Annotated in this window: 10 protein-coding genes, 1 tRNA gene and 1 pseudogene; 10 read left to right on the top strand and 2 right to left on the bottom strand. The window is 59.0% G+C overall.

Going from position 1 to position 16,226, the window contains the following annotated elements; genetic code table 11:
- Positions 1-25: 25 nt before the first annotated feature.
- Positions 26-1,717, top strand: coding sequence for a VanW family protein (locus HMPREF2698_RS04085; RefSeq protein ID WP_070562296.1), 1,692 nt, complete (start codon positions 26-28; stop codon positions 1,715-1,717).
- 3 nt (positions 1,718-1,720) lie between these two features.
- Complete coding sequence (locus HMPREF2698_RS04090; protein WP_070562300.1) at positions 1,721-3,493, top strand: ABC transporter ATP-binding protein; 1,773 nt, start codon at positions 1,721-1,723, stop codon at positions 3,491-3,493.
- A gap of 31 nt (positions 3,494-3,524) precedes the next feature.
- On the opposite strand, the gene HMPREF2698_RS04095 is transcribed toward HMPREF2698_RS04090, so the two are convergent.
- Positions 3,525-3,598: transfer RNA gene (locus tag HMPREF2698_RS04095), tRNA-Gly, on the bottom strand.
- Between the two features lie 87 nt (positions 3,599-3,685).
- Here HMPREF2698_RS04095 and dcd point away from each other — a divergent pair.
- The 7 genes and pseudogenes from dcd to HMPREF2698_RS04130 form a co-directional block, all read left to right on the top strand.
- The gene (dcd, locus tag HMPREF2698_RS04100) at positions 3,686-4,258 is read left to right on the top strand and encodes a dCTP deaminase (RefSeq protein WP_070523734.1); all 573 of its coding nucleotides are present in this window, start codon (positions 3,686-3,688) and stop codon (positions 4,256-4,258) included.
- Between the two features lie 53 nt (positions 4,259-4,311).
- Entirely contained in the window at positions 4,312-5,643 is a 1,332-nt protein-coding gene (locus tag HMPREF2698_RS04105) for a UDP-glucose dehydrogenase family protein (protein ID WP_198530969.1), read from the top strand.
- 644 nt (positions 5,644-6,287) lie between these two features.
- A complete protein-coding gene (locus tag HMPREF2698_RS04110; RefSeq protein ID WP_070523729.1) occupies positions 6,288-7,814 on the top strand; it encodes a SpaH/EbpB family LPXTG-anchored major pilin in 1,527 nt (508 codons plus the stop codon).
- Positions 7,815-7,934: 120 nt separating this feature from the next.
- Complete coding sequence (locus tag HMPREF2698_RS04115; RefSeq protein WP_070523726.1) at positions 7,935-8,852, top strand: class C sortase; 918 nt, start codon at positions 7,935-7,937, stop codon at positions 8,850-8,852.
- Positions 8,845-9,672 (top strand): pilin N-terminal domain-containing protein, encoded by an 828-nt coding sequence (locus tag HMPREF2698_RS13185; protein ID WP_141746423.1) that lies wholly within the window; start codon positions 8,845-8,847, stop codon positions 9,670-9,672. Before HMPREF2698_RS04115 ends, HMPREF2698_RS13185 begins: the two co-directional genes overlap by 8 nt.
- 101 nt (positions 9,673-9,773) lie before the next feature.
- Positions 9,774-13,355: a DUF6923 family protein gene (locus tag HMPREF2698_RS04125; RefSeq protein ID WP_070562303.1), complete on the top strand. Its 3,582-nt coding sequence runs from the start codon at positions 9,774-9,776 to the stop codon at positions 13,353-13,355.
- 94 nt (positions 13,356-13,449) lie between these two features.
- Positions 13,450-13,695, top strand: a pseudogene (locus HMPREF2698_RS04130) (UDP binding domain-containing protein); the annotation flags it as partial.
- Here the strand turns inward: HMPREF2698_RS04130 and HMPREF2698_RS04135 are convergent.
- The gene (locus HMPREF2698_RS04135) at positions 13,625-14,851 is read right to left on the bottom strand and encodes a YibE/F family protein (protein ID WP_070562306.1); all 1,227 of its coding nucleotides are present in this window, start codon (positions 14,849-14,851) and stop codon (positions 13,625-13,627) included. The pseudogene HMPREF2698_RS04130 and the gene HMPREF2698_RS04135 sit on opposite strands and share 71 nt — an antisense overlap.
- 121 nt (positions 14,852-14,972) lie before the next feature.
- On the opposite strand from HMPREF2698_RS04135, the gene HMPREF2698_RS04140 reads away from it, so the two are divergent.
- Entirely contained in the window at positions 14,973-16,226 is a 1,254-nt protein-coding gene (locus HMPREF2698_RS04140) for an HNH endonuclease signature motif containing protein (protein WP_070562309.1), read from the top strand.

Here is a 16,226-nt window from a genome sequence, read left to right on the forward strand (position 1 = left end):
GCTGGCAGCCGTTAATCTCGTACACGTGAAAAAGGCAATCGGACATAGGCAGCAGCGGCGCAAGGGGCTTCATGTCACCCTTGGCGTGCTCGTCGGCCTGATACTCATCGCCGGCATCGCCTATGCGTGGGATGTGATGGCCAACCAGCACAAGGTTCCGCGCGCGACGTCGGTTGGCGGCGTGGACATCTCCCGCATGGAGCGCACTGCTGCGGTGGAGAAGCTGGAGCAGGAACTCGGGGACGTCGCGGCCCAGCCCGTGGATATCCGCGCCGGGGAGAAAAGCTCGCAGCTTATCCCCCAAGATTCCGGCCTGAGCCTGAACTATCAGAAGGCCGTCGATGGCATTCCCGACGCCTCCCTGAACCCCTTCTCGCGCTTGTACAGCTTTATCAAGCCCACCCAGGAAATCCCTGTCGCCGTGGACGTTGATGAAACGCAGCTCTCCGGAGAGCTCGAGCGCGTTGGCAACGATCTGAAGATCGAACCGGAAGATGGAAACTTGGAGCTTATCGATGGCTCCCTCAAAGAGACCAAACCCAAGCTCGGCCAGGCGGTGGGAGAGGGGGAGTTGCACGAGGGCGTCGTAAAGCACTGGCTCGACCCCGAGGGCGTAGACGTCGAGCCGATGGTGGTGGAGCCACAGATTAATGATGAGGCGATTGAGGCCATGCGCACCGGGGATACCGCCCGCGCGCTGGATAACCCGCTCACGCTCAAGGGCGAGAACAACACCGCCGGCACCCTGCGCAAGCCGGAGATTTCCCAGTTTGTCTCCATCGCTGCCGAAGACGGCGAGCTGCGCCTCAAGGTGGATAAGAACCGCGCGCGCGAGCTCTTCCAAGAGCGCATGCAAGGCTCCGAGGTCCCCGGCACCAACGCCAAGATTTCCTTCAGCGGAAATGACAAGCAGATCACGCCCTCGGTGGACGGCTCCATCATCGACTGGGAGAAGACCCTCGAGGGCTTCGAGGACCGTGTGAGCAGCGAGGACGACCGCGAATGGGACGCCGACTACAAGCCGGACCCCGCGGAATTCACCACGGAGATGGCGGAGAAGGCCACCTTCGATGAGACCGTATCGGAGTTTTCCACCGGTGGTTTCTCCGGGGCCTCCGGCACCAATATCCGCCTAGTGGCCCAGCAGGTCAATGGTGCCGTGGTTAACCCGGGTGAGACCTTCTCCCTTAACGGCTACACCGGGCCGCGCGGTACCGCGCAGGGTTACGTGGAATCCGGCATCATTATCGACGGCCACGCGGGCAAGGCCGTGGGCGGCGGCATCTCTCAGTTCGCCACTACGCTCTACAACGCCGCGTACTTCGCCGGCATGGAGGATACCGCGCACACCCCGCACTCCTATTACATTTCGCGCTACCCGGCAGGCCGCGAGGCCACCGTCTATGAAGGTGCTATTGACCTGCAGTTCAAGAACACCTCGAACCACCCAGTGCGCATCGAGACTGACTTCGGCAACGACATCACCGTGCGCTTCAAGGGCGTGAAGACTGTCGACGTCGAATCCATCAACAACGGCCGCTGGGCCAAGACCGAGCCGCAGCGCAAGTCGGTGAGTGAGGACTGCTCGCCGTCGTCTGGCGCGCCGGGCTTCACGACGTCCGATACCCGCGTGATCAAGGACCTCTCCGGCAAGGAGATCTCCCGGGAGACCACCACCACGGTCTATGACCCGCAGCCCATCGTTACCTGTGGTTAAGCCATGACCCGGCCGATGCACACCGCGGTGAAGGACCCGGCGGACGTCGATCAGCTGGCCCAGCACCCAGTGAAGTTTGGTCGCGTCGCCGGCCTTTTCGCAGCCCACCGCGGCACGCTGCTTGTGGTGGTAGCGCTCATCATCGCGACGTCTGGGCTGACGGTGGTGCAGCCTTTCTTGGTGCGCCGCACCGTGGACGAGGCCATTCCCAACCACGACACCGCACTGCTGTTGTGGCTGGTGGGCGGCATGCTGGCCATCACCGTGGTCTCTCAGGCCATCGGCGTTATCCAGTCCTTTTTATCCGCGCGGGTGGGGCACACCATCATGCACGAGCTGCGCACGCAGGTCTTTGCCAACCTGCAGCGCCAATCGCTGCAGTTCTTTACCAATAACCGGGGCGGCGAGATCCAATCCCGCCTGACCAATGACATCGCGGCGATGCGCGGCATGGTGACCACCACCGCGACCTCCGTGGCTAGCAACCTCACCATGACGGTGGCCACGTTGGTAGCGATGGTGGCGCTTTCGCCCACCCTCTCGCTGTTGTCCTTGCTGGTGCTGCCACCCGCCGTGTGGCTCACCCGCCGCGCCGCCGTGCTGCGCCGCAGCCTTATGGAGAAAAACAGCCGCGCGCAGGCGACGTTGCAGCAGACCATTTCGGAGAACCTGTCCGTGTCCGGCATGCGCCTGGCGGCCACGCTGGGCGCGCAGGAGAGGGTCTATAGCGCGTTTGAGAAAACCTCCCGCTCCCTCATCCGCTTGGAGCTGGAATCGCAGCTGGCCGGGCGCTGGCGCATGGCGCTGACCCAAATCATTTTCGGGGTCATGCCGGCGCTGATTTACCTGGTGGCCGGCTTGCGCCCGGGGATTACGATTGGCACCCTCATCGCGTTTAGCACCCTGCAAACCCAAATCTTCCGCCCGATTACCGGCCTGCTCAACGTCGGCGCGCAGTGGGTGGCGTCCATGGCGCTGTTCAGCCGCATCTTCGAGTACCTGGACCTGGAGCCCGAACTCAAGGAGGCCACCCGGCCCGCCCAGCTTGCCGACGCCTCCCTCACCCTCCACCACGTTTCCTACCGCTACCCCGGCACCAACACCGACGCGCTGAGCGATGTCTCCCTCACCATCCCCGCCCACACCACCACGGCCCTGGTGGGGCATACCGGTTCCGGTAAGTCCACCGTCGCCGCACTGTTGGCGCGCCTTGCCGATCCGACCGAAGGCACCGTGCACCTGGGCGGGGTAGACCTGCGTGACATTCCGCCGGCGCAGCGCGCGGCGGTCATCGGAGTGGTCTCCCAGGAGACCTACCTCATTCACGGCACGGTACGAGAGAACCTCCTCTTCGCGCAGCCCGATGCGAGCGAGGAGCAGATGTGGGCGGCCCTGCATGCCGCCCGCGTGGACGAGGTCATCGCCGCGCTTCCCGACGGGTTGGATACTCTCGTGGGATCGCGTGGCTACCGCTTCTCCGGCGGTGAGCAGCAGCGCCTCTCGCTGGCCCGCACGCTGCTGCGCCAACCCCAGGTGCTCATCCTGGATGAGGCCACCTCGGCCCTTGACAACGAAACGGAGCGCGCCATCCAGGACGCAGTGCTTGGAGCGGACGCCACCCGCCTGGTCATTGCGCACCGTCTGTCCACCATCCGTGACGCCGACCAAATCATCGTCCTCGACGCCGGCCGCGTAGTCGAGCGCGGCACCCACGCCGAGCTGCTTGCGTGCGGCGGTGCCTATGCGGCGCTCCTTCGCGCCGCCGACGAGACCTAAAGCAAAACCCAGCCTGAGCTGGGTAAATAAGTGGAGCCGACGACGGGAATCGAACCCGCGCCAGCAGCTTGGGAAGCTGCAGTTCTACCATTAAACTACGTCGGCGCAATGCAGAATCTGCATCGCAGTAAAGCTTAGCACCGCCGCCGCCCGAGGCCATAAAAGACCCAGTGGGGAGGTAGACTGTGTGCCGTGCTTCTTTCCGATCGTGATATTCGTGCCGCCATCGACTCAGAGGGGCCTGATGCCTTGGGCATTGAGCCTTATGACGCAGAGATGGTCCAGCCTTCCTCAATCGATGTGCGCCTAGACAAGTTCTTCCGCGTGTTTAATAACTCGCGCTACACGCATATCGACCCCAAGCAGGAGATGCCGGACCTCACCAGCGAGGTGGAGGTGGCTGAGGGGGATGCCTTCGTGCTGCATCCGGGTGAGTTTGTGCTCGGCGCAACGCTGGAGAAGTTCACCCTGCCCGCGAATTTGGCTGGACGCTTGGAGGGCAAGTCCTCCCTGGGGCGCTTGGGCCTGCTGACGCACTCCACGGCCGGATTCATTGATCCGGGTTTCTCCGGACACATCACGCTCGAGTTGTCTAACACCGCGAACCTGCCCATTACCTTGTGGCCGGGGATGAAAGTGGGCCAGCTGGCTATCTTCCAGATGTCCTCGCCGGCGCAGGCCCCGTATGGTTCCGGCGCACTGGGGTCGAAGTACCAGGGCCAGCGCGGGCCTACACCGTCGAAGTCCTATCTGAACTTCCGTTAAACTTTTCGTTCTCGCCGCGCGCTTCAGGTCAACCGCGCCTAAAATTCCCGGTTATGCGTATGACTGTGATTGGTACCGGCTACCTGGGTGCGACGCACGCCGCCTGCATGGCGGAACTCGGCCACGAGGTACTCGGTGTAGATGTTGATGAAAGCAAGATTGCAGCTCTCAAGAACGGCCGCGTGCCGTTCTACGAGCCCGGTCTTCCGGAGGTGCTCGAGCGCAACATCGAGTCTGGCCGCCTGGGCTTTTCCACCAGCTATGACGACGCCGCGGAATTCGCCAACCTGCACTTCCTCGGCGTAGGAACGCCGCAGGCCCACGGCTCCTATGCGGCGGACCTAACCTACGTGAAGTCCGTCATCACGGAGCTCGTGCCGCGCCTCAAGGGCGAGCACATCATCTTCGGCAAGTCCACCGTCCCCGTGGGCACCGCAGCGGAGCTGCAGAAAATGGCGGATGAACTCGCCCCGGAGGGCACCAGCGTGGAGATTGCCTGGAACCCGGAGTTCCTGCGCGAGGGCTATGCCGTCAAGGACACCATCACCCCGGACCGTATCGTCCTCGGCGTCGGCGAATTCGCCGAAAGTAGAGCCGAAGAGGTCGCCCGCGAGGTCTATGCCCAGCCGCTGGCACAGAACACCCCGTTCATCGTGACCGACCTGCAGACCGCCGAGCTAGTCAAGGTCTCCGCCAACGCCTTTTTGGCCACCAAGATTTCCTTCATCAACGCGGTCTCTGAAATCTGCGAGATTGCCGGTGCGGACGTGGTCAAGCTTGCCGACGCCATCGGCTACGACGAGCGCATCGGCCGCAAATTCCTCGGTGCTGGCCTCGGCTTCGGCGGCGGCTGCCTGCCCAAGGATATCCGCGCCTTCATGGCGCGCGCCGGCGAGCTGGGTGCGGATCAGGCGCTGACCTTCCTGCGCGAGGTCGACGCCATCAACATGCGCCGCCGCGATCGCGTCGTGGACCTGGCCAAGCAGGCTTTCGATGGATCCCTCCTCGGCCACCGCGTCACCGTTCTGGGCTGCGCCTTCAAGCCCAACTCCGATGACGTCCGCGATTCGCCGGCGCTCTCCGTGGCCGGTTCGCTCTCCCTGGCTGGTGCCGCCGTCACGGTCTATGACCCGGAGGGCATGGAGAACGCCAAGAAGGTATTCCCAACCCTCAATTACGCGCCGACTGCCGACGCCGCCCTCAAGGACACCGAGCTGGTCATCCTCGCCACCGAGTGGCAGGAATTCCGCGACCTCGACCCGGCGGAGGCCGGCGAGCTCGTGGCCCGCCGCCACATCATCGACGGCCGCAACGTGCTGGACGTCGACAAGTGGCGCAGCGCCGGCTGGACCCTCGATGCTCTGGGGCGCGTCCTGCCGGCCTAATGCCTACAATCGCCGAATGCGTTGTCTCATCGCCCTTGGGGGTGGGCGGTGATTCCTAATTGAGGATTCGGTGCAGAGCTTTGGTCGCCTTTGAATGAAAAGGGGGCGAGTCGTCTACTTCTGACAGCAGTTTTTCAGCTTCCGCAAAATCGAAGCTGAAAAATACTGTCAAGAGTATCGGCTATTTGAGAGTTAATGGGAAGTATTTCAAGGGTCAAAGGGGGTAAAGGCCTGAGTTATAGTTCCAGTACAGCACCTATTCGGCACCCCCGAAAAGGGTCCTGAATGTTACTGGTGTTCCGCAACTATGTGCGAGATTCAGGGTTGGGTGAATGTCTGCAAGTTTTAAGTGTATGTCGGTGTCCAGCCTATATTTATGCTGGTTATTGTTGCGGCCGTGGTGACGGATAGTCGTGGGTTATGGCTGGATGAAGTTTGAATCCATCAAAAAGATGTAGTATCGGGCTGTCGTGCAGGCAGTTGGGTGACAGGGGAAATCGACTTAATTTTAAGCAAGTGGTAAGGTTTCAAATGGAGCCCAAGCTGGGCCCAGAAAACTTGAGAAGTTCTTGAGCACTCAATTTTCTCTCATCGCTGACCGCAACGGGCCCAGCGAATACTGAATCTCCGAAAGGAATCTCACCATGGCACTTGTCATTAAGAAGACTGCCGCAATCGCCATCGCAGCGGGTCTCACTTTTGCTGGCTCCGCAGGATTGGCTATTGAGAATGCAGCCCCGGCCGCTGCACAGGCGGAGCAGCCGGGCAACGAGGCTGGCTACTCCTTGACCATCACGAAGCGTGACCTCAATGGAGACAACTACGGGACGTCTAATGGTTCGAAGCTGGATGAGGCTAAGATCCCGGGTAAGACCCCAGATACTCCTGCAGGCTTCAAGTTCTCGATCATTCGCGTAACTCCAGCTACGGGTGCTGACAAGAATGATGCTTCGAAGGCCACTCCTGTTGAAGGTGCAACTGCTCAGGAAGGCACCACTAACGACCAGGGTGTCATCGAGTTCACCGGCCTTGAGGAAGGCGTCTACCGCGTCTCCGAGCTTGAGGTTCCAGCAAATTCTGGCTTCGTTCCCGGGCCTGACTTCTTGGTTTCCGTACCCGTTACCAATGAGAACGGCACTGGCCTGATCAATAACGTTCACGTTTACCCGAAGAACACCCGTGCTGGCATTGAAAAGACCGTTCAGGATAAAGACAAGCACGGTGGTCAGGACTACACCTACACCATCAGCTCTGACATTCCGAAGGCAGTTTCGAGCTTGGACAAGCTTGTAAGCTACCGAGTTGTAGATGCTCTCGATGGTCGTCTCGAAGCTCCGACTGCTGACAAAATTGAAGTTCGCCTGGGCACCAGCTGGGATAGCGCAACCAAGGTGGATTCGAAAAACTACGATGCTGTCATCACTCCCGCACCGTCGGCAGACGGGAAGCACAACATCAACCTTCAGTTCAATGACGAAGGCCGTGCCCTCTTGGCTGGACAGAAGGCGGGCACCAAGGTTCTGACCCGCATCACTACGAAGGCGCCTAAAGACGTTGAGGTCATCCCTAACAAGGCCCAGCTGTATTTCAACACCGGTAATGGTGAAGGTGAGTACAAGCGTGAGTCCGAAGAAGTAAAGACCTACTGGGGTACCCTCAACATCAACAAGGTTGGTGAGGACGGGACGACCCCGCTTCAGGGTGCAGAGTTCCGCCTGGTGAAGTGCCAGGCCGGTGACGGCGGCTACACCCAGGTTCAGGGCACCAAGGAACTGACCGTCAACGATCAGTCTTCCTGGACCACTGGCAAGGACGGCAAGATCTCCATCACTGGAATTCACGCCACCGACTTTGCCAACAATGCCGATGACAACACTCTGCTGTGTGCACAGGAGACCAAGGCTCCGACCGGCTTCCAGCTTGATGAGCGTTTGGTTCCGTTCGTAATTAAGCGCACGGACGAAGGCACCCAGACTGCTCCGAACGTTACCGGCATGAACGGCATCGAGAACGTGAAGGTCGAGAACCTTGCGTACTCCTTCGACCTGAAGAATAAGCCGAGCGACCGTTTCCTCCCGAACACCGGTGGTATGGGTATCACCGCTCTGGTTCTCGCTGGTCTCGCCATTGTGGGCGCCGGCGTATTCGTTGCCCGTCGTAACGCTGCTTAAGCGTGCTGTGCATTGCTGGTCTAGCGGCCACTGAACGCTAAACCAGCATGCGGCGTACCCACGCGGGGAGGCGCCTTTCAAAAGTATCCCCGCCCCTTTTAAACAAAGATTGGACACAGCATGAGCATCGCAACGCGCACACCTGCGCACAAGCACAGGCAGCAGCGCTCGCTAATGCAGCGTGTCGTTCTGCCCGTCGTTATCATTCTCGCCGGTCTATGCGTGCTCATGTACCCAGTCTTGGCTACGCAGTGGAACAACCACCTCCAGCAGCAAGTCACTGAGGAGTACGAGCAGGAGTTCCGGGATGCTTACCATGCTCAAGAGGCCAGTGAGCAGGTTGAGGCGGCGCGCAGCTACAACGCCGCGCACACCAACGGCCCGATTTTGGACCCGTGGCTTACTCGCATCAGCGAAGACAATATTGAATACCAGGAGTACCTCGACCAGCTCAGCGGTGCACCGGCGATGTCCCAAGTTGTCATCCCCGCTATCGACGTAAAGCTGCCGCTTTACCACGGCACTAAGGACTCCACCCTGCAGCGCGGATTAGGCCACCTCTATGGGACGTCTCTTCCCGTCGGAGGCGAGGGAACTCACGCGGTTATCACCGGTCACTCGGGTCTGACTAATGCAACCATGTTTGATGACCTTGAAGAGCTTAAAGCGGGCGATGCGGTTTATATTTCTACGTTTGGCGAGCGAATGAAATACCAAGTCTATGAGACCGAGGTTGTTTTGCCGGACCAAGTAGACAACCTGCGTGCAGATGGTGATCGTGACTTGCTGACCCTTATCACCTGTACTCCCTACGGCATCAACACCCACCGTTTGCTTGTTCATGCGGAACGCGTGCCGATGGACCCGGACGAAGAGCAGCTTATCGACGAATCCGCCTCCATCTTCCAATGGTGGATGTGGTTGTTGTTGGGTATCTCCCTCCTGGTCCTCATAGGACTCATCTGGTGGGTCTACCGGGAAAGCAGAAAAGCACTCACGCCGAGGAAGCTCAAGAGGAAAAGGAATCATAATGCGTAGGACCAAATACGTAGCGGCGATTGCTGCAGCAACAGTACTATCCTCGGGGCTCTTCCTACCCGCAGCAGATGCCCGCGTGATTAGTGGAAATGATCGAGGAATTGTTGCAGAAAGCGTCGATTCGCAGCGCTCAATCTCACTGGTAGTAGAGAAGGTCGCCACGAATCCTTTCGATCCTGTTCCCGCCGGTGAGAAGCCTCCTGCAATTTCTGGTGCAACCTTTACCTTGTCGGAAGTTAAAGGCATCGATGTCACCACATCTGCTGGCCGAGCAGCGGCCAAGAACATGGAGCTCGATGATGCTCGTGCTCAGGGCCTCGTGCGTGTCGCATCCCAAACAACTGGGGATGACGGACGTGCTCACTTCGAACGCCTTAAACCAGGGCTCTATCTTCTCGAAGAAGACGAACCGGACAGCGCGTTCGATTATCATGTCTCATCCCCCAAGTTGATTATTCTGCCTCTGGCCAATCTTGAAGGAACATCGTTCACTTATGAGAACGTCGTGGTGACTAAGTGGGATAAGGACAAAGATGTTCCTCCTCCGTCGACAACTCCGGTAACAACGCCCCGAGATACTCCGCCACCAGAAGACACTCCGCCGCACAATCCTGGCACCCCTTCGAAAGAAACGACACCCCGAGTTCCAACCGGGCCGCATGAAGAACCCCCCACGAGCGAGCCGCCAGTCTCAAGCAACGGCGACTCCCCACTGGCGTCGACAGGTGCGAACGTTCTCTGGGCCGTAGGCCTCGGCAGCATGCTCGTACTACTCGGTGCCGTACTCGCACGGCGCAACGGAAACAAGCAAACACAGTAAACCGCGGACTCTAGGAAAGAACGATTATGCGAAACTTTAAAAAGCCTGCAGCACGTACTGCGAGCTCGCGTACCCGCAACGCGATACGAGGAGTCTCCGCTGTGGTTGCTTCCTTCGCCCTTGCCGTGGGCCTAGGAACCTATCCGGTTGAGGTATCGGCGCAAGAATCCGTTTCCCCTTTAGAAACAGAGCCTGCCGAAACTGAACAGGTGGTTACGGTAAAGCGGGAGAAAAATGTAGACCGCATCACCGTCGAGGACCCCCAGGGGTACGCATGGGATTTTGGGTTCAAAGCTTCCTTGGAGGATGTGTTTGCCATCAAGCGTGTTGGCAAGGGTGAGATCAAGGAGATCCGCAAGGTAACTATTGACGGGCATGAGATTGAACCTGAGTTCTACGGATTCGTGAACGCCGATAAGAACAATGACAAGGACGCTGACGATCAGGAAAGCTACTTGGCCTTTGATATCCAGGCGTTGTACTCGGCTCCTCCGCGCATGGTTGAGTTTGAGGTTGAGACCACGGATGAGGCTGAGTACTCCGTAGCTGAAGCCGACGAAGTACCGTCCAAGGAGGAACTCAAGGAATCTGGTTTCGGTATGAAGGCCTCCGAGACCATTGCAGAAGAATCAACGGAATCCGAGGCCGATACTAATGCACCTGAAGAAGCCGATGCTTTAGAGCTGTCCCCAGAGTCGACCAACGGTGGACGTCTTCGTGCAGCGCAACCGGGTCCTGTTTATGGTCAGCCGGGCGTATACGACCAAGAGCTGTCGCTGTCCAATCCCCAGCCGAAATTCCTCAACGGCAATCCAGAGTTGGGCATGACCGTGAACGAAACCGGTGAATGGCGGATGACAAGGTTCGCTATTAAGAAGGACCGAAATGATTCCAATACCAAGTCGATCACGGGCCCCGTTCGCATCCGCGTTGTGCGCAATGGCACGACTGTTGTAGACCGTACCTTTGAGGATCTCTATGAGAAGGAATGGAATTGGAATTCTCTTAATAAGTCTTATGACACGGAATTCCAGCTCATTCCGAAGGTGACTGATCTATATTTCCAAGGTGGCGACATCATCATCTTTAACCCAGTCGCACCTCCGAATGGCACGTATGCAGTGCAAATCTGGGGCCAGGACATGGACAATGAGTCCCAAGGCCACCGGGTCAATGTCACCGGCAACGGGGTTGAGTTGTCGGAACAGAAGACCGAGGGTGAGGACCCGTATAAGACTACGTTTACGGTGAAGGAGAACTCTCTCTTCGAGAATGCTCACCTCACCCTGAGTCCTTCCGCGCGACTCGAAGACGTTTACTTTGAACTGCCCATTGAGGGTTTGGGAGATGGTGTCACGCTTGAACACGAGGTAAAAACGTATTCGGATCGCGTCGAAATCACATGGTTCCCAACCAAGGATGGACAGCGGCTCAGCTCGGTCAAAGTTGCGAAGGATTCCCAGGTTGTTCTCCGCACCTCGTACCGTTCGGAGCCTACCCGCTCGGAAGATCTCGTCATTAACGGCTCGCGTGACAAGGACTGGGTGATTGAGCCTGAGCCAGGGCTTCCGATTGCCCCGATTGAAGAGAAGGATGTTCCCCCAGTAACTCCTTCAGGCGAGAAGTGTACCCAGCGCGATACAAAACCCGACAGCCGTCAGCCTGCTCGTAGCCTTACTGCTAGTGAGGCTCTGTACGGCACGAGGCGGTTTGTGGTGGCCAGCCCGAACAGTAGTAAAGACCGTATTTCTTCGCAGCTCTACCTGCAAGTACAAGATGAGACGGGAAACTATAAGACCCACGAAGTCGGGCCGAAAAGCGGATGGGTTTACAACGCAATCGCTTACAACGATAAAGATAACTACATCTATGCGATTAGTGAGCCTAGGACTGTAGATTCTGTCGGCCACATCGAGGACCCGTGTTTCCCTGCTGGGCATTTGCTTCAGATTAACCCCTACACTGGTGAGGTTTTCGACCTCGGACGCGTGCAAGGATTCCTTGGCGAATTACCTGAGCACGCTAGCAAAGTCGGTGAATACTCCAATGATCTAGGCAGCGGCATCAACGCGGGTACCTTCGACTCGAATGGAAAGTACTGGGTAGCTGCGTCATCAAGCTGGGGAGCCGGACGGCTCTACGAGGTTGACCTCGATCGGCTCACAGCAACTTCTAAGAATAAATTCCCCGCAAAACAAGCGGCTGCTACGCCATGGTCCATCGGACAAAATTACCGTACCGTATCTGAGGACATCGTAGCTCTTTCGGATGCCCCCAACTATGCGTGGGGAATTCAAAGCGGGTGGGCAAACCCAAGCACTCCGCAAAAGATCTGGCTTGAACGAATCAATCTCTCCACTGGCAAAGTTGATCGCATCGATATCACTAACCTGACTATGCCGTCCGGCCAGACCCTGTTTGGTTTTCTCGGGAACCCGAATAAAGCGCCGGTATGGGGACAAGGATGGGCAGAATCTGGCGATACCTTGGCCTTTGGCTTGGGCGGTAGCTCTTCCAAAGGGGGCGTAAGCCAAATTGTGGAAATCAAGGTCGGTAATGCTGCGGCCAGCATCGGAAGTGTGAAGCCGAGAATTGTTGGGACGAGAACTGCGCCCAGTTCTTATAACACTGACGGTACATCGGCAATTGCCCCTGATACCGTGCCTGAGCCGGTTGATCCTTTGGTGGAAAAGGATGCTGTTGAGGATCACGCAATTGCTAACGGCGATGGCACCTACAACCTGAAGTACACAATTACCGTGACCAACCCAGATAAAAATATGGGCGCAATCTATGACGAGGTTGTTGATAAGCCGGAGTTTCCGAACTCAGTGAAAATTCTGAAGACCTCGTGGACCAAGACTGATGAATTTGGTCGCAAGGCGGGATCCGGAATTCAGCAAGGAGCCGGCCCGTTCAAGCTGGCTGGATACGCTGAAATCCAACCTGCGGGTACCAAACAGTTTGGTCAAACCAGTAACGGTAAGCACGTCTTCGAAGTCGAGATGCAGGTGGCGATCGACGCAAATGCTGCAGCACCTAAAACTGGTGAATGCAAACCTGGACAAGGTTTCTTCAACACTGCCATTGTTGGAAATAAAGAAGATGATGGCTGTGTTCCTTATCCGGAAGAAGGAACCGATACGGTTCGTCTGCACCTAGCCAAGATTTCAAGCGATGATCTCAACAAGGAGAACGTCCTTGCTGAGGCAGAGAAGCTCAAGACCGCGGAGTTCGAGCTGCGTACGCTCGACAATGAGGGCAACGAGACGGGTGTTGCTACGAAGCTAACTTTGAATCAGGAAACCGGCACTTTTAGCTCGGAGGAACTCAAGCCGGGGCATTACCGCCTCGTTGAGACTAAGGCTCCGGAGTCCTACAGCCTGCTTACAAAGCCAATTGACTTCAGGGTGTCTGTGAGCGGTCAGGGCAAGGACGTGAAGGCGGATATTACCTTCGACGACCCAGAGGGCATTGAACTCATTGCTCAAGAGGTGGATTACAGCAAGGCTCCGAGCCAATGGAACCTTTCTTCAAAGGACGTGGTGATGACAGTCGCCAACGTATTCCAAGGCGATCTTCCCAAGACAGGCGGCGTTGGTTTGTGGGTACCAACGTTGGTTGGTCTGACCATCATCGGTCTCGGCGTGCTTCTCGCGACGCGACGCCGCCAGCTGAGCTAGAACCCACCCCTCAGGGGATGAGCACCCGAAAACACTAGAGGTGTTGTGAGAGGAAACCTCACAGCGCCTGTTGTGTTTTGCTACGAGGCTGAGGGAGAACGCTAAGAAGGTGTTCCCGACGTTGAATTACGTGGCGTCGGCAAGCGAGGCACTCAAGGACACCGAGCTGGTCATCCTCGCTACTGAGTGGCAGGAATTCCGCGACCTCGACCCGGCTGAGGCCGGCGAGCTCGTGGCCCGCCGCCACATCATCGATGGGCGCAACGTGCTCAGCGTCGATGCTTGGCGCGAGGCCGGCTGGACCGTCGAGGCGCTTGGTCGCGTCCTTCCGGCACAGTAAACGCCGCAATCGCGGTGGTCAGCGGTACCGCAAGTGTCAAGGCCATCGCGCCCAGCAGGGAGCGCAGAACCTCCGTGGCGACGAGGTCACTGGAGAGGATCTGCAGGGCTGGGCGCTGCGCCGCCGTGATGAGCATCAGCAGGGGAAGGGCCGCGCCGGTATAGGTCAGCACGATGGTGTACACCATGGAGGCGATATGGTCGCGGCCCACTTTCATCGCTGAGGTAAAGAGCGTGCCGGGCCGCGCGGCCGGATCGGCTGCGTGCAGCTCGCGCACGGTGGAGGCCTGCGCCACCGCGATGTCGTTGAGGCTGCCCAGCGCGCCCACAATGAACCCGCACAGCAGCACGCCCACAACGGGCACCCCGGGCATGTAGAGCAGCAGCTTGAGATTATCCTCCGAGCTGGAACCCGTCAGTGCCGTGCTGCTTATCGACGCCCACCCCAACGCCCCCGACAACCCCAGCGCCACCAATGCTCCTCCTAAGGCGGAGGCTGATTTCCAGTTCACGCCGTGCACGAGAGGAACGGCGAGGAAAAGGATGGCCGCGCAGGTAACGAGCGCCAGCGGCAGCGCCGAATGGCCCTCGATGAGGGAGGGGATGAGGTAGAAGAAGACGATGGCCAAACTGATACCTAGGCCCAGCAGTGCTCGCAGCCCATGCCAGGCGGCGAAGCCGACGATAACAAGGGCCGCGATAATAGCCCATAACGCAAGGTTTCCACTGCGCTGAAAATCAGCGAAGGCATAGGTGCCATCCGCGGAATAGGAAAGCACTATCTCATCGCCCTGGTTTAGGGTCGGGTCACTGGCCAAGCCGTGGAAGATGAGTTGGGTTTTGCGCCCCGTGTCCTCGCCGGAGGTCAGATCTATCAGTGCGCGGGTGCAGCCGGTGTCCTCGCTCGCGGCGGGAATCAGCGGGGCTTCGTCGAAAGCCCGGCCGGCATGGGGATCGCTGCAAAGATGATGATCGATGCGGTCGACGGTTCCGGTCACCTGTGGCTGATTGAGCGCATAGGTAGCGAAGAAATCGGCGCTGGTGTGCTCGGATGGCGGGGTGGTGGGGCGTAGTAGAAACAAACCCGCAAGCGTTATCAGGGCGGAGAGGCTAAGAAAACTGATGAGCCCAGTACGCCACGGATTCAGGTTAGTCATGCCTATCATTGTGAATGAGTTTCATTAAAAAGAAAACTAATGATGACGCGATCAACAAGTTATCCACAGGCTGGCGGCGGCGCCGTTGTGCGGTGCGGGTGGGGCGTTTAGCGTTGCTGGCATGAACCTTGTGGAAGCGCATCTTCGCAGCCAGGCGGCGGGCATCGAGCTCGTCGCCGGCGTTGCGGGGCTCAGCTTTGAGCAGCTGCGGGCATGGGGTCCGGAGTCTGCGGCACGCTCTCTGCTGGCGCTTTTCGACGTCTACTTTGCCTCCACCTCCTTCACCCGTAAACAGGCGCGTGCCGTTGCGGCCGCCCGTGCCAATGGGCACGACCTTCCCACGTTGCTTCTCATTGAACGCTTCGCGGGAAGGCTGAAGAAGCAGCGCCAGGCGTGGGATCTGCGCATTGAGCTGTGCAGAATCGCTGGCGATGAGAAGGCCGTGGCCCGCTATGCGCGCAAGCGCATTCGCGAGCTCAGCCCGCCGCCCGCGCCGAAGCCGGGCGTGACAATTCGCCGGGGAAAGGAGCTATCCAAGCTCACGCTCACGGCCCCGGCGGCGCTCATCGAGGACCTGCGCCCCAACATCGATGAGGACGATCCAGTCGGCTCATTCACGGCTGCGTTTCGCGAGGGCCGCCTTGCCCGCCCCGTTGCCCAGACCCTCGCCGTTATGGAGCTTCCCGAGTACGCCACAATCCTGGGTCGCCTCGGTGATCCCTCCACTCCGCGCCCCGATTCCGCGGCTCCAATACCCCCAATTTCTACTTCGGACCAGCCCTGCGCCGACGAGTCTCGGGACAACGCAGCCCCAGACCTCGGGGATATCGTGATTCAGCTATCCAACGGCGCCAAGATCACGGGCAAAGAGCTCATCGAGCGCGAGCTCGCCGAAGAAGGCCTCGTCATGATTGTTGACCGCGTCAAAGGCCCCGTGGAACTCCACCGCACCCAGCGCGTCGCCTCGGAGAAGCAGCGCATCATGGCCTGCGGTGAGCAACCCACCTGCGCCTGGGATCGCTGCCTGTGCGGCGCCGATTATTCCCAGATACACCACATCACAGAATGGAGACACGGCGGCGAAACGAACCCCGAGAACCTCACTCCGCTGTGCAAATACCACAACGCCATCAATGGCCTCCCGGGTCGCGGCCGCATTGTGCGCGAAAACGGCAAGATAAAATGGGTACCGGCTGGGCCCCGCGATCCGCGTGAACCGGCCCACCCGCATCGCGCGCCGCGCGCTCAGCGCATCCGGGAGCATCGTGACGGCACCGCAAGCCAAAGCTGTACTGAGCCAAGCGCCCGCACACCCGCCGCGCCGCCGGCATCCACACCTTCCGAGCCGGGAAGCCCCGCTCCGCCCGACCGCTAG

Origin of the sequence: Corynebacterium sp. HMSC072A02 (assembly GCF_001810085.1) — a bacterium.
Classification (GTDB): Bacteria; Actinomycetota; Actinomycetes; order Mycobacteriales; family Mycobacteriaceae; genus Corynebacterium; species Corynebacterium hesseae.